Raw genomic sequence first — 16,638 nt, forward strand, 5'->3', positions numbered from 1 at the left:
TGCAACATTCATGGTCTGTTGGAGGCAAAAATGGCATTATTCGCCTCTTATAGCAAAACTGGCATACGACCAGGTTCAGGCAGAAAGGTTATCAATGAGCTGGATTGAACGAATTAAAAGCAACATTACCCCAACGCGCAAAGCGAGCATTCCTGAAGGGGTATGGACGAAGTGTGATAGCTGCGGTCAGGTTCTGTATCGCGCAGAGCTGGAGCGCAACCTTGAGGTGTGTCCGAAGTGTGACCACCATATGCGTATGTCGGCGCGCAACCGCCTGCATAGCCTGCTGGACGAAGGCTCTCTGGTAGAGCTGGGCAGCGAACTCGAGCCAAAAGACGTGCTGAAGTTCCGCGATTCCAAAAAATACAAAGATCGTCTGGCCTCTGCACAGAAAGAGACCGGCGAGAAAGACGCGCTGATCGTCATGAAAGGCACCCTGCATGAGATGCCGGTTGTTGCCGCTGCGTTTGAGTTCGCCTTTATGGGCGGCTCAATGGGCTCCGTGGTCGGTGCGCGCTTCGTGCGTGCCGTTGAGCAGGCGCTGGAAGACAACTGTCCGCTGATCTGCTTCTCTGCCTCCGGCGGCGCGCGTATGCAGGAAGCGCTGATGTCGCTGATGCAGATGGCGAAAACCTCTGCTGCGCTGGCGAAAATGCAGGAGCGCGGTCTTCCGTACATCTCCGTGCTGACCGACCCAACCATGGGCGGCGTCTCCGCGAGCTTCGCGATGCTGGGCGATCTGAACATCGCTGAGCCAAAAGCGCTGATCGGCTTTGCGGGTCCTCGCGTTATCGAGCAGACCGTTCGTGAAAAGCTGCCGCCGGGCTTCCAGCGCAGTGAGTTCCTCATTGAGAAAGGCGCCATCGACATGATTGTCCGCCGTCCGGAAATGCGCCTGAAGCTGGCGAGCATCCTGGCGAAGCTGATGAATCTGCCAGCGCCAAACCCGGATGAGCCGCGCGAAGGCGTGGTGGTACCGGATCAGGAACCCGAGGCCTGATAACTGAAAAGGGCAGGGCCGGTTGGCGCTGCCCTTTTGCTTTCTAATCTGTTAATGACAACCGGGCATTATGGAAAATAAAAGCATTCCCCAAGCCACGTCGCCCCTGGCCGCGTGGCTTTCTTATCTGGAAAACCTGCACAGTAAAACCATCGATATGGGGCTTGAGCGCGTAAGCCAGGTCGCCGCGCGTCTTGATGTGCTCAAACCGGCACCTTTCGTGTTCACCGTCGCGGGTACCAACGGTAAAGGCACGACCTGCCGCACGCTGGAATCTGTCCTGATGGCCGCGGGTTACAAAGTTGGCGTGTACAGCTCTCCACACCTGGTCCGCTACACCGAGCGCGTTCGCGTGCAGAACAGCGAGCTGCCGGAATCGGCGCATACGGCGTCGTTCGCGGAAATTGAAGCCGCGCGCGGCGAGATCTCATTAACCTATTTTGAATACGGCACCCTGTCGGCGCTGTGGCTGTTCAAACAGGCGCAGCTGGATGTCGTGATCCTTGAGGTCGGCCTCGGCGGACGTCTTGATGCGACCAATATGGTGGATGCGGACGTGGCGGTGGTCACCAGCATCGCGCTGGACCATATCGACTGGCTGGGACCGGATCGTGAAAGCATTGGCCGCGAGAAGGCCGGTATTTTCCGCGCAAATAAGCCCGCCGTGGTCGGCGAGCCGGATATGCCGCACACCATTGCTGACGTGGCAAACGAGAAAGGCGCGCGTCTGCTGCGCCGCGGCGTTGACTGGCAGTATGAGGTTCAGGAAAACGTCTGGCGCTTTAGCGATGCGCAGGGCGCGCTGGACAACCTGCCGCTGCCGCAGGTGCCGCAGCCGAACGCGGCAACCGCGCTCGCGGCACTGCGCGCCAGCGGCCTCGTGGTCAGCGAGCAGGCGATCCGCGACGGCATCCAGAACGCGATTCTGCCCGGGCGTTTCCAGATTGTCAGCGAGTCACCGCGCCTGATTCTGGACGTGGCGCATAACCCGCATGCGGCGGCGTATCTCGCGGGACGTCTCAAATCGTTACCAAAAACCGGGCGCGTGCTGGCGGTTATCGGTATGCTTCATGATAAAGATATCGGCGGGACGCTGGCCTGCATGGAGAGTGTGGTCGATAGCTGGTATTGTGCTCCTCTGGAGGGGCCGCGCGGCGCGACGGCTGAGCAGCTGATGGAACATCTCGGCAAAGGCGCAATCTATAGTAGCGTGGCTCAGGCCTGGCATGCCGCGATGGCGGATGCTAAACCAGAAGATACCGTGCTGGTGTGTGGTTCATTCCACACGGTGGCACATGTCATGGAAGTGATGGACGCGGGGAGAACCGGTGGCGAGTAAGTTTCAGAACCGTTTAACAGGAACCATTGTGCTGGTCGCGCTCGGGGTGATTATTCTCCCGGGTCTGCTCGACGGGCAGAAAAAGCATTATCAGGACGAGTTTGCCGCTATTCCGCTGGTGCCGAAACCGGGTGACCGCGATGAGCCGGATATGCTGCCAGCGGCGACGCAGGCGCTGCCTGCCCAGCCGCCGGAAGGTGCGGCGGAAGAGGTGCGTGCAGGCGATGCCGCCGCCCCGTCGCTCGATCCGTCACGCCTGGCGGCAGCGAGCAACAGCGATATCGATCCGGTGCCGGTAGAGCAGCCTAAACCTGTTGAAAAACCGAAGCCGGTTGAGAAGCCGCAGCCGCAGCCGAAACCGCAGCGGGATAAAGCCGCAGAGCAGCTGGCTGCCGCGTCAGAAACCCCACCGCCGGCAAAACAAGACGCGGCACCGACCGGTAAAGCTTACGTTGTGCAACTCGGCGCGCTGAAAAACGCCGATAAGGTCAACGAGGTCGTGAGCAAACTGCGCAGTGCGGGATATCGTGTTTACACTTCACCTTCCACGCCGGTGCAGGGTAAAATTACCCGTATCCTCGTGGGGCCAGAAGCGTCCAAAGATAAGCTTAAAGGTTCGCTCGGTGAGCTGAAGCAGATCTCCGGCCTGAGCGGTGTGGTAATGGGCTACAGCGCGAACTAAGTACGACCTGCTCCTTAAAGAGAGAGGCGATAAGCCACGGCGTTGAACATTTTTTCAGCGCCTTTTTTATTTACGCGCGGGAAGGAAATCCCTACGCAAACGTTTTCTTTTTCTGTTAGAATTCGCCCCGAACTGGATGACAGGGCGTTAAATCGTGGGACACATATGGTCTGGATTGATTACGCCATCATTGCGGTGATTGGTTTTTCCTGTCTGGTTAGCCTGATCCGTGGCTTTGTTCGTGAAGCGTTATCGCTGGTGACCTGGGGTTGTGCTTTCTTTGTTGCCAGTCATTACTACACTTACCTGTCTGTCTGGTTCACGGGCTTTGAAGATGAACTGGTCCGAAATGGAATCGCTATCGCGGTGCTGTTTATCGCAACGCTGATTGTCGGCGCTATCGTGAATTACGTGATAGGTCAGCTGGTCGAGAAAACCGGTCTGTCAGGAACGGACAGGGTGCTCGGGATCTGTTTCGGGGCGTTACGAGGCGTGCTGATTGTGGCCGCGATCCTGTTCTTCCTGGATACCTTCACCGGGTTCTCCAAAAGCGAAGACTGGCAGAAATCGCAGCTCATTCCAGAGTTCAGCTTCATCATCAGATGGTTCTTTGACTATCTGCAAAGCTCGTCGAGTTTTTTGCCCAGGGCATAAACCCTGAGATGTGGCTTAACGAGGAAAAGACGAATGTGCGGTATTGTCGGTATCGCCGGTTTCATGCCGGTAAACCAGTCGATTTATGACGCGTTAACGGTGCTTCAGCACCGTGGGCAGGATGCTGCGGGTATCATCACCATTGATGCAAACAACTGCTTCCGTTTACGCAAGGCGAATGGCCTGGTAAACGATGTGTTTGAAGCCCGCCATATGCAGCGTCTGCAAGGTAATATGGGGATCGGTCACGTTCGTTATCCTACTGCTGGCAGTTCCAGCGCCTCTGAGGCACAGCCTTTCTACGTCAACTCACCGTATGGCATCACCCTTGCCCATAACGGCAACCTGACCAACGCGCATGAGCTGCGTAAAAAGCTGTTCGAAGAGAAACGTCGCCACATTAACACCACCTCTGATTCTGAAATCCTGCTCAATGTGTTCGCCAGCGAGCTGGATAACTTCCGTCACTACCCGCTGGAAGCAGACAACATCTTTGCTGCGATTGCCGCGACGAACCGCCAGATCCGCGGCGCGTACGCCTGCGTAGCGATGATTATCGGTCACGGCATGGTAGCCTTCCGCGATCCAAACGGCATTCGTCCCCTGGTGCTCGGCAAGCGCGATCTCGGCGATGGCCGTACCGAATATATGGTTGCCTCTGAGAGCGTGGCGCTGGATACCCTGGGCTTTGAGTTCCTGCGTGACGTTGCGCCGGGCGAAGCGGTCTATATCACCGAGAAGGGCCAGCTGTTTACCCGCCAGTGTGCCGATAACCCGGTCAGCAACCCGTGCCTGTTTGAATACGTTTACTTCGCCCGCCCGGATTCCTTCATCGACAAGATTTCCGTCTACAGCGCGCGCGTCAACATGGGCACGAAGCTGGGCGAGAAGATTGCCCGCGAGTGGGACGATCTCGACATCGACGTGGTTATTCCTATCCCGGAAACCTCCTGCGATATCGCGCTGGAGATTGCCCGCATTCTGGACAAACCATACCGTCAGGGCTTCGTGAAGAACCGCTACGTTGGCCGCACCTTTATCATGCCGGGCCAGCACCTGCGCCGTAAGTCCGTGCGCCGCAAGCTGAACGCCAACCGCGCGGAATTCCGCGACAAGAACGTTCTGCTGGTGGATGACTCCATCGTTCGCGGCACCACCTCCGAGCAGATTATCGAGATGGCGCGCGAAGCGGGTGCGAAGAAAGTCTACCTGGCCTCTGCAGCGCCGGAGATTCGCTTCCCGAACGTGTACGGCATCGATATGCCAACCGCCAACGAGCTGATCGCTCACGGCCGTGAAGTGGATGAAATTCGCCAGATCATCGGTGCCGACGGCCTGATTTTCCAGGATCTGAACGATCTCATCGACGCGGTGCGTGCCGAGAACCCGGAAATTCAGCAGTTTGAATGCTCCGTGTTCAACGGTATTTACGTGACCAAAGACGTTGACCAGCAGTACCTCGACTATCTTGATTCTCTGCGCAACGACGATGCGAAAGCCGTTCAGATGCAGAACGATCTTGAAAGCTTAGAGATGCACAACGAAGGTTGATGCTCCGGCAGGTGAGGGCGAAGGCCCTCACTTGCAACTCCCCGCAAAATCCTGCACAGTCTGCCCTGAAATCAGTAAGGGCGAAAATCATGAAACGACTCATTGTTGGGCTCAGCGGCGCCAGCGGCGCGATTTACGGCGTACGTCTGTTACAGGTTCTGCGTAACGTGGCGGAAGTCGAGACCCATCTGGTGATGAGCCAGGCGGCGCGGCAGACCCTCTCTCTGGAAACCGATCTCTCCCTGCGCGATGTTCAGGCACTGGCGGACGTGGTTCACGATGCCCGTGATATCGCCGCCAGCATCTCCTCAGGCTCGTTTAAAACGGCCGGCATGGTTATCCTGCCCTGTTCAATTAAAACGCTCTCCGGCATTGTGAACAGCTATACCGACACCCTGGTGACGCGCGCGGCGGATGTGGTGCTGAAGGAGCGTCGTCCTCTTGTGCTCTGCGTGCGGGAAACGCCGCTGCACCTCGGCCATCTGCGTTTAATGACCCAGGCCGCTGAGCTTGGCGCCATCATCATGCCGCCGGTACCGGCGTTTTATCATCGCCCGACCTCGCTGGATGACGTGATTAACCAGACCGTTAACCGCGTGCTGGATCAGTTTGACATCGACCTGCCTGAAGATCTTTTCACCCGCTGGCAAGGGGCCTGATTCTGTGCACAAACAGAGTGCATGAAAAGAGACGTTGCCCTGTTTCAGGGCAATTATGCAACGGCGATCATATCCTCGACATTTAATTCGTTTTTTCCCTTTTTCTCTTTCCGGTTCGTTCGGCAGACCTGCTATCTTTCACCATTAAGGCAATATCGCAACGTTTTATTAACATATTTAACGTCGAAGTTTTGACCAGACGGCAATGTGGCATAAGACCTGCAAGATGAAGCCTGCAACACAACACACAACACAATACATAATAAAATCACGGTACTTGAGGGTAAATGTATGAAGAAGACGGTTCTGGCTCTGTCTTTGCTCGTGGGGTTAAGTGCGGCAGCAGGTAGCTACGCAGCGCTTCCACAGACGGTTCGTATCGGTACAGACGCAACCTACGCGCCATTCTCTTCCAAGGATGCGAAAGGCGATTTCGTAGGGTTTGATATCGATCTGGGAAATGAAATGTGCAAACGCATTGCGGTGAAATGCACATGGGTGGGCAGCGACTTTGACGCGTTAATCCCGTCGCTGAAAGCCAAGAAAATCGACGCCATTATCTCTTCTCTCTCCATCACCGAAAAACGCCAGCAGGAGATTGCCTTCTCTGACAAGCTCTACGCTGCGGATTCTCGCCTGATTGCGCCGAAAGGCTCCCCGATTAAGCCAACCATCGACTCGCTGAAAGGCAAGCATGTTGGCGTGCTTCAGGGGTCGACGCAGGAAGGTTATGCCAATGCGACCTGGCGTGAGAAGGGTGTAGACGTGGTGGCTTACCAGAACCAGGATCTGATTTACTCTGACCTGGCCGCAGGCCGTCTGGATGCGGCATTCCAGGACGAAGTCGCCGCGAGTGAAGGCTTCCTGAAACAGCCTGCAGGTAAAGACTACGCGTTTGCGGGCCCGTCGGTAAAAGACAAAAAATACTTTGGTGACGGCACCGGTATTGGCCTGCGCAAAGATGATACCGAGCTGAAAGCCGCCTTCGACAAAGCCTTTGCAGAGCTGCGTAAAGACGGTACTTACGACAAACTGGCGAAGAAATACTTCGACTTCAACGTATACGGTGAATAATACCTGGCGCTAACGCACCGCAAAGGTGCGTTACGGGAGCGGTTGACTCATTACGGTGCATTTGTTGCACCGTATTGGATCGCTTTGTGCATACTTACGCATTTATAATGCAAAAATTCCCGCCTGAAGGGCATTAGTCTTTGCCTGACAGAGGCGATTGATGGCACATTAGCACCACCCCGTCGTCGTAAAAATCCCGTATGAAGACAGTTTGTTGAGGACAAATATGAAAAAACTCGTGTTGTCACTATCTCTGGTACTGGCCTTTTCCAGCGCCACCGCGGCATTCGCAGCCATACCGCAGAAAATTCGGATTGGTACCGATCCAACCTATGCGCCGTTCGAATCGAAGAATTCAAAGGGTGAACTGGTCGGTTTTGACATCGATCTGGCCAATGAACTGTGCAAACGCATCAAAGCACAGTGTACCTACGTTGAGAACCCGCTGGATGCGCTGATCCCGTCCCTGAAAGCGAAAAAAATCGACGTGATTATGTCCTCGCTCTCCATCACCGAAAAACGTCAGCAGGAGATTGCCTTCACCGACAAACTCTACGCGGCAGATTCTCGTCTGGTAGTGGCTAAAGCTTCTGATATTCAGCCAACGCTGGAGTCCCTGAAAGGCAAACGCGTCGGCGTGCTGCAGGGCACCACGCAGGAAACCTACGGCAACGAACACTGGGCGCCGAAGGGGATTGAAATCGTCTCCTATCAGGGCCAGGAAAATATCTACGCTGACCTGACGGCAGGCCGAATTGATGCGGCATTCCAGGATGAAGTCGCGGCAAGCGAAGGCTTCCTGAAAACGCCGGTGGGTAAAGATTACAAGTTTGGCGGCCCGTCTATTAAGGACGTGAAGTTGTTTGGTGTGGGCACCGGTATGGGCCTGCGCAAAGAAGACAACGAGCTGCGCGAGGCGCTGAACAAAGCGTTTGCTGAAATGCGCGCTGACGGCACCTACGACAAGCTGGCGAAAAAGTACTTTGATTTTAATGTTTACGGCGGCTAATCGCCCCGTCAAATAACGTGCGGCCCCTCCCGCTGCGGGAGGGGAAAAGACACGGTTCCACCACTCACGATACGACAGGGCTCGCGGTATGCTGTACGGATTTTCTGGCGTTATTTTACAGGGCGCGCTTGTCACCCTTGAGCTGGCTATCAGCTCCGTGGTGCTGGCGGTGCTGATAGGTCTGGCGGGCGCAGGGGCGAAGCTTTCGGCTAACAAACCGCTGGCGCTCATATTTGAAGGCTACACCACGCTTATTCGCGGCGTTCCCGATCTGGTGCTGATGCTGCTTATCTTTTACGGTCTGCAGATTGCGCTGAATAGCGTAACGGACGCGATGGGCATGGGACAAATTGATATCGACCCGATGGTGGCCGGTATTATTACCCTCGGTTTTATCTACGGTGCCTACTTCACCGAAACCTTCCGCGGTGCCTACATGGCCGTGCCGAAAGGCCACATTGAGGCGGCAACCGCATTTGGTTTTACCTCTTCACAAACGTTTCGTCGGATTATGTTCCCGGCCATGATGCGCTACGCGCTCCCTGGCATCGGCAATAACTGGCAGGTTATCCTCAAAGCGACAGCGCTGGTCTCGCTGCTCGGTCTGGAAGACGTCGTGAAAGCGACTCAGCTGGCGGGCAAGAGCACCTGGGAGCCGTTCTACTTTGCGGTGGTCTGCGGCGTGATTTATCTGGTCTTTACGACTGTCTCCAATGGTGTGCTGCTTCTGCTCGAGCGTCGCTACTCCGTGGGTGTGAAGAGGGCTGACCTGTGATTGAGATTATTCAGGAATACTGGAAATCCCTGCTGTGGACGGATGGCTACCGCTTTACCGGCGTGGCGATTACGCTCTGGCTGCTGATCTCCTCCGTAGTGATGGGCGGCGTTCTGGCGGTGTTTCTTGCCATTGGCCGCGTGTCGAACAATAAATTTATCCAGTTCCCGATCTGGCTGTTTACCTATGTGTTTCGCGGTACGCCGCTGTACGTGCAGCTTCTGGTGTTCTATTCGGGGATGTATACGCTTGAGATCGTAAAAGGCACTGAGATGCTGAATGCGTTCTTCCGCAGCGGTCTGAACTGTACGGTGCTGGCGTTGACGCTCAACACCTGCGCCTACACCACCGAGATTTTCGCCGGGGCAATTCGCTCTGTCCCTTACGGTGAGATTGAAGCGGCGCGTGCGTACGGCTTTTCCTCAGTGAAGCTTTATCGCTGCATTATTCTGCCGTCGGCGCTGCGTATCGCGTTACCGGCGTACAGTAATGAAGTGATTTTGATGCTGCACTCCACCGCGCTCGCCTTTACCGCGACGGTGCCGGATCTGCTCAAAATCGCGCGCGATATTAACTCCGCGACCTATCAGCCGTTTACCGCGTTTGGCATTGCGGCGGTGCTCTATTTAATTATCTCTTATGTTCTGATTAGCCTGTTCCGTAAGGCTGAAAAACGCTGGTTGCAGCATATAAAACCTTCTTCGACGCACTGAGAAAGATGATGGCTGAGAACAAATTAAACGTTATTGATTTGCACAAACGCTACGGCGAACATGAAGTGCTGAAAGGGGTGTCGCTGCAGGCGAATGCGGGCGACGTAATCAGTATCATCGGCTCATCCGGCTCGGGTAAAAGTACCTTCCTGCGCTGCATTAACTTCCTCGAAAAGCCGAGCGAAGGTTCGATTGTGGTGAGCGGGCAGAATATTAACCTGGTCCGTGACAAAGACGGCCAGCTGAAGGTCGCGGATAAACACCAGCTGCGCCTGCTGCGCACGCGCCTGACGATGGTGTTCCAGCACTTCAACCTCTGGAGCCACATGACGGTGCTGGAGAACGTGATGGAAGCGCCGATTCAGGTGCTGGGCCTGAGCAAGCAGGAAGCCCGCGAGCGCGCGGTGAAATACCTGGCGAAAGTGGGTATCGACGAGCGCCAGCAGATGAAATACCCGGTGCATCTCTCCGGCGGTCAGCAGCAGCGCGTCTCCATCGCGCGCGCGCTGGCGATGGAGCCCGAAGTGTTGCTGTTCGACGAACCGACCTCCGCGCTGGACCCTGAACTCGTTGGCGAAGTGCTGCGCATCATGCAGAAGCTGGCCGAAGAGGGCAAAACGATGGTGGTGGTGACGCACGAGATGGGCTTCGCCCGTAACGTCTCGAACCACGTGATTTTCCTGCATCAGGGGAAAATCGAAGAGCAGGGCCACCCGGACGAGGTGCTGGCGAACCCGCAAAGCCCGCGTTTGCAGCAGTTCCTGAAGGGTTCTTTGAAGTAGAGTTTGCCCTTCTCCCTCTCCCTGTGGGAGAGGGCCGGGGTGAGGGCATCAGACCGCAGTGCAGCCCAATCGCCCGGTGGCGCTTCGCTTACCGGGCCTACTGGCCGGGTGTTCTCCCTCTCCCAGTGGGAGAGGGCCGGGGTGAGGGCATCAAGCCGCACCGCACTCCAGCCGATACGCCCAGTCGTCATAGCGCACGCCGTCAATTTCATACGACTTTTCCAACACCTGCGTACGCACAAACCCTGTTTTCTCCAGCACCCGCACCGAACCGCCGTTATCCGCCAGCACGTACGCGTTAATCGCTTTTACGCTGGTCTTGTTAAACGCGTAATCGCACACCGCGCGCAGCGCCTCGCTGGCAATCCCTTTTCCCTGCGCGGCAGGCACAACCGTATAGCCGATATCGGCCTCTTCACGATTCTCAGGGCTGATTTGCAGGCCAATATCGCCCAGCGGCGTACCGTCCTCCAGAGAGCGGATCACGAAGACATGCTCCGCCATCAGGCGTGCGGCAAACACGCGTCGGGTCTCTTTTTCCGGCGCGATGGCGGCCATGTAGCGCATGATGCTGCGATTTTCACGCAGCGAGCGGAAGAAGGCCCAGTCAGTGGGTTCGAAAGGAGTGAGGTGAAGCCGGGGAGTAGCGATCGTTGCCATTGTTACGCCATATCTTCGGAACATGGCCTGTCACTGTAACATATTCACCGCACCACATCCGCCAGCGCCTCTTCTAATTCATACCAGCGGAACGCAAACCCGGCCGCTTCCAGCCGTTTTGGCAGCGCCCGCTGCCCGCCTAATACCAGCACGGACGCCTCACCCATCATCAGGCGAATGACCGTGGCAGGCACGCGCAATATCGCCGGGCGGTGCAGGGCATGCCCTAGCGCGTGGGCAAACTGTTCATTACGCACCGGATACGGCGCAACCATGTTAAACGGCCCGCGCAGATCGTTATCCAGCAGCCAGAGAATCCCGTTGACCATATCGTCGATATGGATCCACGCCAGGTACTGACGACCATTGCCGATGGGGCCGCCGAGCCCGAGCCGGAAAGGGGGTAGCATCTTCGCCAGAATGCCGCCTTTCGGCGCCAGCACGACGCCGGTCCGCAGCAGGCAGACGCGGGTGCGATCGCTCTGCGCCGCACAGGCGATACGCTCCCACTGGGCGCAGAGCTTATGGGTAAACTCGTTATGGGGCGGCTCTTCCTCGGTCACCACCACCTCGCCGAGATCGCCGTAATAGCCCACCGCTGAACCCGAAATCAGCACCGAAGGCGGCGTGTGGCTATTGCGGATCAGCTCGACCAGCTTTTCGGTAATGTTCCACCGGCTGCTGCATAACAGCTGCTTTTGCTCTTCCGTCCAGCGCTTATCGGCGATGGGTTCACCCGCGAGGTTAATAACGGCGTCGAAGCCGTCCAGATTTTGCTGCTCGGCCAGGTTTTTCCAGATATCGATACCCGCCCCCAGCACCTGGCGCGCCTTCTCAGGGCTGCGCGTAACCACGGTAATGTCGTGATGCAAGGCTTGCAGACGCGCAATGAGGTGACGACCAATCAGGCCTGTACCGCCGGTCAGCAAAATCTTCATACAACCTCCAGGTTTACGCCTGGCGTCGCCAGCTTAACGTCATGGAGACGGAATCGGCGTAGCGCAGGGCGTGAAGTTTATCGATCTCAACTTCAGCATAAGTGACCCAGTGATGTTCGCGTGCGATATCGAGCACATCCTGAGTTAATTTTTCCAGCAGAGAGAAGCGGTTATTCTCCACGTACTGGATGATGTTTTTGGTGATTGTGCGGTAGTTCAGCGCGTCGTTGATGTCTTCGCTGGCCCGCGCTTTGTCTGCGGGGTAGTGAATCACCACGTTAATGACAATATCCTGACGGTTGGCGATCTCTTCCTCTTTGATACCGATGAAGGTACGCAAGCGTAAATTTTTTATACGAATAACAGCATCTGGCTGTGACATTGCAGGTCTTCTCCGTGTCAGTATTTCCCGCTCATCATACATGAGAGGCTCGCGGGCACCCAGCCTCATAGAGGGTTAAATCTGCTGGATTTTTTGCATCGCCCGCTCGGTGGCCGGGCGGGTTCGAATGCGTTCAAACCAGTTGTTCACCGCCGGGTAAGAGGCCAGGTCAATGCGGTGTTTTTCATGCGTATTCACCCACGGCCAGCAGGCGATATCGGCAATACTGTAATGATCCCCCCCGAGCCACGGCGTTTTCTCCAGCCGACGGTTCAGAACGTCATACAGCCGTTGAGTCTCAACCTGATAGCGTTCTATCGCATAAGGAATGGGCTGCGGGGCGTAAGCGGTAAAGTGATGATTTTGACCCAGCATGGGCCCCAGCCCGCTCGCCTGCCAGAAGAGCCATTGCAGGGTATGATGACGCTCGCGCAGTTCGCCGCTCAGCAATTTGCCGGTTTTCTCCGCCAGGTAGAGCAAAATTTCACCGGATTCAAACAGGCTCAGCGGTCTGCCTCCGTCCGCCGGCTGGTTATCGATAATGGCCGGGATTTTATTATTCGGCGAGATAGCCAGAAAGAGAGGGCTGAACTGAGCGCCTTTGCTTATATCAACGCGAATGATCCTGTAATCCAGCTCGGCTTCTTCAAGAAAAAGGGTGATCTTATGGCCGTTTGGGGTAGGGGCGTAATAAAGGTCGATCATTCTCAACTCCTGTCCATGCGAAGAGTGGTGCCATGACAAATGAGTATAGGTGGTTGTTGTAAATCGTGAGTTTTCATCAAGTGACAGCGAGGCAAAGAGATTATATGTTGAGTAAAAACCTATCAGCTATGAGGATGTTATGAACCAGCCCGTCATCACGTTGTGGTCCGATGCGAATTTCTTTTCTCCCTATGTTATGAGCGTATACGTTGCGCTGGCCGAAAAAGGGCTCACTTTTACGCTGAAGACCGTCGATCTTGACGGCGGTGAACATCTCAAACCGCAGTGGCAGGGTTACGACCTGACCCGACGGGTGCCGGTGCTGGAGATTGACGGTTTTGCCCTGAGCGAATCGTCGGCGATTGATGAATATCTCGAAGATCGGTTCGCGCCGCCCGAGTGGGAGCGCATCTATCCTCACGACCTGCAAAAACGCGCGCGGGCGCGGCAGATCCAGGCGTGGCTGCGAAGCGATCTGGTGCCGATTCGCGTGGAACGCTCGACGGACGTCGTGTTTGCCGGGGTCAAAAAGCCATCGCTAAGCGCTGAAGGCCGTGAAAGCGCGCAAAAACTGATTGAAACCGCCACCTCGCTCCTCGCCCACGGCAACCCGAACCTGTTCGGCGAGTGGTGCATTGCCGACGCCGATCTGGCGTTGATGCTTAACCGCCTGATCCTCAACGGCGATGAGGTGCCGCAGCTGCTGGTGGATTATGCCGCGTTTCAGTGGCAGCGCGCCTCCGTGCAGCGCTATGTGGCACTCTCGGCCAAGCGCGCGGGCTGATAAGCCCTGACGCTTCAGGTATGATGGGGGCAGTTTGTTTTCCCGAGGAGTGACTGATGAAACTGATGTTTGCGTCGGATATCCATGGATCGCTGCCCGCTACCGAGCGTGTCCTTTCCCTGTTTGCACAAAGCGGCGCGCAGTGGCTGATTATTCTGGGGGATGTGCTCAATCACGGCCCGCGCAACGCGCTGCCGGAGGGCTACGCTCCGGCTCAGGTCGCGGAAAAGCTCAACCCAGTTGCCTCGCGCATTATCGCCGTTCGCGGCAACTGCGACAGCGAAGTGGATCAGATGCTGCTGCATTTTCCCCTTACCGCGCCATGGCAGCAGGTGCTGCAGGAACAAAGCCGCCTGTTCCTGACGCACGGGCATCTTTTTAGCCCGGATAATCTCCCGGCGCTCGCGGCTGGCGATGTCCTGGTTTACGGTCATACTCATATTCCGGTTGCTGAAAAGCGCGGTGAGATTTATCACTTCAATCCGGGTTCGGTCAGCATACCGAAAGGCGGTTATCCAGCGAGCTATGGCATGCTGGATGGAAATACCCTGCGCGTTATCGCACTTAATGATCAGCAAGTTATTGCGCAGGTAGCGATTAATCCGTAAGTTACACCTCAACTGCAAACGCGCCGAAAGAGCGCTTAGAAGAGAAGGTTTCCCGATGGTGGAGCAGAGTCATTTGGCAAGTACAGAGTGGGTTGACATTGTCAGCGAAGAGAATGAAGTGATCGCGCAGGCCAGCCGCGAACAAATGCGTGCGGAGCGTCTGCGCCACCGCGCAACGTACATTGTTGTGCATGACGGTATGGGCAAAATTCTGGTCCAGCGCCGTACGGATACCAAAGATTTTCTCCCGGGTATGCTGGATGCCACCGCAGGTGGTGTTGTCCAGGCAGATGAAGTGCTGCTGGATTCCGCGCGTCGTGAAGCGGAAGAAGAGTTAGGCATCGCCGGCGTGCCGTTTGCCGAGCACGGTCAGTTCTATTTCGAAGACGAAAACTGCCGCGTCTGGGGCGGGCTGTTTAGCTGCGTCTCCCACGGCCCGTTCGCTCTGCAGGAAGAAGAGGTGAGCGAAGTCAGCTGGATGACGCCGGAAGAGATCACCGCGCGCTGCGACGAGTTTACGCCGGATTCGTTAAAAGCGCTGGCGCTGTGGATGACCCGCAACGCCAAAAACGAATCGACCAAATCAGAAAAAGAGGAAGAGGCTGAGTAAGATTCAGCAACTCTCTCTCAGACACAGACTGGACGCGATGGGCTTTTGATCGCGCCAGTCACCGTCATTCAGACGCTCCAGCAGCGCTTTCCCGGCTTCAATTCCAATCTTACGATGCGGCACCGCCATCGTCGTCAGCGGCGGCTGACAGACGCGGCTCACGTCGCTATCGCCAAAACCTACCACCGCCAGGTCGTCCGGCACCTTGATTCGCCTGCGCTGGCACTCGTACAGCGCGCCGCATGCCAGCTCGTCAGAGACGCATACCAGCGCATCCAGCTCTGGCCATGCCAGCAAAAACTCAGGCAACTGCGCGGCACCCGTGGAGAAGCTCGGCGGCATCGCCGCGTTAATCACACGGTTCGGCGACATATGGTGGCGAAGCATGGCTTTGTACCAGCCCTGCAAATGCTGCTGGAAAATCCACTGCTCCTGGTTGGCGCACAGCAGGCCAATATTTTGGTAGCCGCGCTTAATCACCATTTCCGTGAGCTCATACATGGCCGCTACGTTATCAATCCCGATATTCATATCAATCGGGTCGGCGCGCATGGCGCCCATCTCCATCACCGGAATAGAGGCGTTTTTCAGCCAGTGGCGAACGGTGTCGGTATGTTCAACGCTGAGCAGGATAGCGGCGGCAATATTTGACGCCAGCAGCGTCTCCAGCAATTTTTCCTCCTGCTCCAGGCGATGCTGGGATTCTGCCAGCATGATCTGATACCCGGCAGGCTGTAGCACCTGCTGTAGCCCGGCGAACATCTCCGAGCAGCCGGCTTCGGAGAGATTAGGCACCACCATGGCTATCGTCCACGACGACGCCGAGGCCAGCGCGCTGGCGGCAAGATTAGGCATATAGCCCAGCTCCTGCACGGCAGCTTCAATTTTTTCTCGTAGTTTATCGGAAACTTGCTCGGGCGTGCGGAGTGCACGGGACACGGTCATCGTTCCCACACCGGCAAGCTGTGCGACATCGGCGAGTGTCACTTTACCAGTACTGCGCCGTTTTCGGGTTAGAGACATACACCTTCCTGCTGACCAGACGCGTTCTTCATTTCCTTCGCTTCACGTGACAGGCAGTATACGCCTTAAATCCCTTTTTTTGCTGTGATTTAGCGCCGTGATTGCAATTTGATAGCGCTATCACATTTCTGCATGTTAAGCATTGGTAGCGCTATCTTTGTGATCCCGATCGCAGTCATCCAGCGATGTGTTGAATAAAGTTTGCTCATCTTCAAGCGTGTAGCGGGAGTGAAAAGTGCTCAAAAAATGGATATATGATACAACCATCACGCTGCAGGATAGCGTGGAAACCTGGCCGCAGGCGCTGGAGCTGTGCGCGAAGCCGCTTCTGGATTTGCAGGTGATTGAGCCTGAATACGTCACGGCCATCATCCAGCAGCACCACACGTTAGGACCTTATTATGTGCTGGCACCGGGGCTGGCGATGCCGCATGCGCGGCCGGAGGAAGGCGCCAAAGGACTGGGGTTGTCTTTATTAAAACTAAAACAGGGCGTCTCGTTTGGTGCCGGTGAGTTTGACCCTGTCGATGTCATTATTATGCTCGCGGCACCCGACAAAAATAGCCATATTGAGATGATCTCATCGCTGGCTGAATTATTTTCCAGCGATGCAGATATGGCTGAACTGCATCAGGCGAATACCCTGGAGGAAATTAAAAAGATTATTGACCGCTTCTGATTTAATTCTTT

The 16,638-nt window shown here is 56.0% G+C and carries 20 protein-coding genes; 15 read left to right on the forward strand and 5 right to left on the reverse strand.

The window, feature by feature from the left end:
* Positions 1 to 94 precede the first annotated feature (94 nt).
* The 11 genes from accD (at position 95) to hisP (ending at position 10,238) form a co-directional block, all read left to right on the forward strand.
* Positions 95 to 1,000, forward strand: coding sequence for an acetyl-CoA carboxylase, carboxyltransferase subunit beta (gene accD / locus BJ885_RS10550; RefSeq protein ID WP_023336427.1), 906 nt, complete (start codon positions 95 to 97; stop codon positions 998 to 1,000).
* 70 nt (positions 1,001 to 1,070) lie between these two features.
* Complete coding sequence (gene folC, locus BJ885_RS10555; RefSeq protein ID WP_121931896.1) at positions 1,071 to 2,339, forward strand: bifunctional tetrahydrofolate synthase/dihydrofolate synthase; 1,269 nt, start codon at positions 1,071 to 1,073, stop codon at positions 2,337 to 2,339.
* The gene (gene dedD / locus BJ885_RS10560; RefSeq protein ID WP_029740195.1) at positions 2,329 to 3,021 is read left to right on the forward strand and encodes a cell division protein DedD; all 693 of its coding nucleotides are present in this window, start codon (positions 2,329 to 2,331) and stop codon (positions 3,019 to 3,021) included. The genes folC and dedD overlap by 11 nt, the downstream gene beginning before the upstream one ends.
* 165 nt (positions 3,022 to 3,186) lie before the next feature.
* Positions 3,187 to 3,675: a colicin V production protein gene (gene cvpA / locus BJ885_RS10565; RefSeq protein WP_000262116.1), complete on the forward strand. Its 489-nt coding sequence runs from the start codon at positions 3,187 to 3,189 to the stop codon at positions 3,673 to 3,675.
* A 33-nt stretch (positions 3,676 to 3,708) separates the two neighbouring features.
* Positions 3,709 to 5,226: an amidophosphoribosyltransferase gene (gene purF / locus BJ885_RS10570; RefSeq protein WP_024908947.1), complete on the forward strand. Its 1,518-nt coding sequence runs from the start codon at positions 3,709 to 3,711 to the stop codon at positions 5,224 to 5,226.
* 89 nt (positions 5,227 to 5,315) lie between these two features.
* On the forward strand, positions 5,316 to 5,885 hold the full coding sequence (locus BJ885_RS10575) for a UbiX family flavin prenyltransferase (RefSeq protein ID WP_029740194.1): 570 nt from the start codon (positions 5,316 to 5,318) through the stop codon (positions 5,883 to 5,885).
* A gap of 291 nt (positions 5,886 to 6,176) precedes the next feature.
* A complete protein-coding gene (gene argT / locus BJ885_RS10580; RefSeq protein ID WP_023312560.1) occupies positions 6,177 to 6,959 on the forward strand; it encodes a lysine/arginine/ornithine ABC transporter substrate-binding protein ArgT in 783 nt (260 codons plus the stop codon).
* 226 nt (positions 6,960 to 7,185) lie between these two features.
* The gene (hisJ, locus tag BJ885_RS10585) at positions 7,186 to 7,968 is read left to right on the forward strand and encodes a histidine ABC transporter substrate-binding protein HisJ (RefSeq protein WP_023336423.1); all 783 of its coding nucleotides are present in this window, start codon (positions 7,186 to 7,188) and stop codon (positions 7,966 to 7,968) included.
* 88 nt (positions 7,969 to 8,056) lie between these two features.
* Positions 8,057 to 8,743 (forward strand): histidine ABC transporter permease HisQ, encoded by a 687-nt coding sequence (locus BJ885_RS10590; protein WP_014832782.1) that lies wholly within the window; start codon positions 8,057 to 8,059, stop codon positions 8,741 to 8,743.
* A complete protein-coding gene (locus BJ885_RS10595; RefSeq protein WP_014071132.1) occupies positions 8,740 to 9,456 on the forward strand; it encodes an ABC transporter permease in 717 nt (238 codons plus the stop codon). Before BJ885_RS10590 ends, BJ885_RS10595 begins: the two co-directional genes overlap by 4 nt.
* A gap of 8 nt (positions 9,457 to 9,464) precedes the next feature.
* Entirely contained in the window at positions 9,465 to 10,238 is a 774-nt protein-coding gene (gene hisP / locus BJ885_RS10600; RefSeq protein WP_023312558.1) for a histidine ABC transporter ATP-binding protein HisP, read from the forward strand.
* A gap of 150 nt (positions 10,239 to 10,388) precedes the next feature.
* Here the strand turns inward: hisP and BJ885_RS10605 are convergent, their stop codons facing one another.
* From BJ885_RS10605 to yfcG, 4 genes are all read right to left on the reverse strand, one after another.
* A complete protein-coding gene (locus BJ885_RS10605) occupies positions 10,389 to 10,898 on the reverse strand; it encodes a GNAT family N-acetyltransferase (RefSeq protein WP_121931897.1) in 510 nt (169 codons plus the stop codon).
* A gap of 44 nt (positions 10,899 to 10,942) precedes the next feature.
* A complete protein-coding gene (locus BJ885_RS10610; protein ID WP_121931898.1) occupies positions 10,943 to 11,836 on the reverse strand; it encodes a TIGR01777 family oxidoreductase in 894 nt (297 codons plus the stop codon).
* A gap of 13 nt (positions 11,837 to 11,849) precedes the next feature.
* Positions 11,850 to 12,218, reverse strand: coding sequence for a dihydroneopterin triphosphate 2'-epimerase (gene folX / locus BJ885_RS10615; RefSeq protein WP_023336419.1), 369 nt, complete (start codon positions 12,216 to 12,218; stop codon positions 11,850 to 11,852).
* 75 nt (positions 12,219 to 12,293) lie between these two features.
* Complete coding sequence (gene yfcG / locus BJ885_RS10620) at positions 12,294 to 12,923, reverse strand: GSH-dependent disulfide bond oxidoreductase (protein WP_121931899.1); 630 nt, start codon at positions 12,921 to 12,923, stop codon at positions 12,294 to 12,296.
* A 139-nt stretch (positions 12,924 to 13,062) separates the two neighbouring features.
* Here yfcG and yfcF point away from each other — a divergent pair, with 139 nt between their 5' ends.
* The 3 genes from yfcF to yfcD are packed head-to-tail and all read left to right on the forward strand — an operon-like array spanning position 13,063 to position 14,925.
* Positions 13,063 to 13,707: a glutathione transferase gene (gene yfcF, locus BJ885_RS10625; protein ID WP_121931900.1), complete on the forward strand. Its 645-nt coding sequence runs from the start codon at positions 13,063 to 13,065 to the stop codon at positions 13,705 to 13,707.
* Between the two features lie 56 nt (positions 13,708 to 13,763).
* Positions 13,764 to 14,315, forward strand: a complete 552-nt coding sequence (yfcE, locus tag BJ885_RS10630; RefSeq protein WP_147449218.1) for a phosphodiesterase — start codon at positions 13,764 to 13,766, stop codon at positions 14,313 to 14,315.
* Between the two features lie 55 nt (positions 14,316 to 14,370).
* A complete protein-coding gene (gene yfcD, locus BJ885_RS10635; protein WP_023312551.1) occupies positions 14,371 to 14,925 on the forward strand; it encodes an NUDIX hydrolase YfcD in 555 nt (184 codons plus the stop codon).
* Positions 14,926 to 14,928: 3 nt separating this feature from the next.
* Here the strand turns inward: yfcD and BJ885_RS10640 are convergent, their stop codons facing one another.
* Positions 14,929 to 15,948 carry a LacI family DNA-binding transcriptional regulator gene (locus BJ885_RS10640; protein ID WP_029741925.1) on the reverse strand — a complete coding sequence of 340 codons (1,020 nt, stop codon included), beginning with the start codon at positions 15,946 to 15,948 and terminating at the stop codon, positions 14,929 to 14,931.
* A gap of 235 nt (positions 15,949 to 16,183) precedes the next feature.
* Between BJ885_RS10640 and BJ885_RS10645 the strand changes: the two genes are divergently transcribed.
* Positions 16,184 to 16,627 carry a PTS sugar transporter subunit IIA gene (locus BJ885_RS10645; protein ID WP_121931902.1) on the forward strand — a complete coding sequence of 148 codons (444 nt, stop codon included), beginning with the start codon at positions 16,184 to 16,186 and terminating at the stop codon, positions 16,625 to 16,627.
* The last annotated feature ends 11 nt before the right edge of the window (positions 16,628 to 16,638 follow it).

Source organism: Enterobacter sp. WP_7_1, assembly GCF_003688535.1.
In the GTDB taxonomy this organism is placed as follows: domain Bacteria; phylum Pseudomonadota; class Gammaproteobacteria; order Enterobacterales; family Enterobacteriaceae; genus Enterobacter; species Enterobacter asburiae.

What these genes read in the sequence shown, in the direction of transcription:
- folC (WP_121931896.1), top strand. Translation starts at nt 1,071, where the DNA reads ATGGAAAATAAAAGCATTCCCCAAGCCACGTCGCCCCTGGCCGCGTGG.
- BJ885_RS10590 (WP_014832782.1), top strand. Translation starts at nt 8,057, where the DNA reads ATGCTGTACGGATTTTCTGGCGTTATTTTACAGGGCGCGCTTGTCACC.
- folX (WP_023336419.1), bottom strand. Translation starts at nt 12,218, where the DNA reads ATGTCACAGCCAGATGCTGTTATTCGTATAAAAAATTTACGCTTGCGT.
- yfcF (WP_121931900.1), top strand. Translation starts at nt 13,063, where the DNA reads ATGAACCAGCCCGTCATCACGTTGTGGTCCGATGCGAATTTCTTTTCT.
- purF (WP_024908947.1), top strand. Translation starts at nt 3,709, where the DNA reads ATGTGCGGTATTGTCGGTATCGCCGGTTTCATGCCGGTAAACCAGTCG.
- cvpA (WP_000262116.1), top strand. Translation starts at nt 3,187, where the DNA reads ATGGTCTGGATTGATTACGCCATCATTGCGGTGATTGGTTTTTCCTGT.
- BJ885_RS10575 (WP_029740194.1), top strand. Translation starts at nt 5,316, where the DNA reads ATGAAACGACTCATTGTTGGGCTCAGCGGCGCCAGCGGCGCGATTTAC.
- yfcG (WP_121931899.1), bottom strand. Translation starts at nt 12,923, where the DNA reads ATGATCGACCTTTATTACGCCCCTACCCCAAACGGCCATAAGATCACC.
- argT (WP_023312560.1), top strand. Translation starts at nt 6,177, where the DNA reads ATGAAGAAGACGGTTCTGGCTCTGTCTTTGCTCGTGGGGTTAAGTGCG.
- accD (WP_023336427.1), top strand. Translation starts at nt 95, where the DNA reads ATGAGCTGGATTGAACGAATTAAAAGCAACATTACCCCAACGCGCAAA.
- hisP (WP_023312558.1), top strand. Translation starts at nt 9,465, where the DNA reads ATGGCTGAGAACAAATTAAACGTTATTGATTTGCACAAACGCTACGGC.
- BJ885_RS10605 (WP_121931897.1), bottom strand. Translation starts at nt 10,898, where the DNA reads ATGGCAACGATCGCTACTCCCCGGCTTCACCTCACTCCTTTCGAACCC.
- BJ885_RS10610 (WP_121931898.1), bottom strand. Translation starts at nt 11,836, where the DNA reads ATGAAGATTTTGCTGACCGGCGGTACAGGCCTGATTGGTCGTCACCTC.
- yfcD (WP_023312551.1), top strand. Translation starts at nt 14,371, where the DNA reads ATGGTGGAGCAGAGTCATTTGGCAAGTACAGAGTGGGTTGACATTGTC.
- hisJ (WP_023336423.1), top strand. Translation starts at nt 7,186, where the DNA reads ATGAAAAAACTCGTGTTGTCACTATCTCTGGTACTGGCCTTTTCCAGC.
- yfcE (WP_147449218.1), top strand. Translation starts at nt 13,764, where the DNA reads ATGAAACTGATGTTTGCGTCGGATATCCATGGATCGCTGCCCGCTACC.
- BJ885_RS10640 (WP_029741925.1), bottom strand. Translation starts at nt 15,948, where the DNA reads ATGTCTCTAACCCGAAAACGGCGCAGTACTGGTAAAGTGACACTCGCC.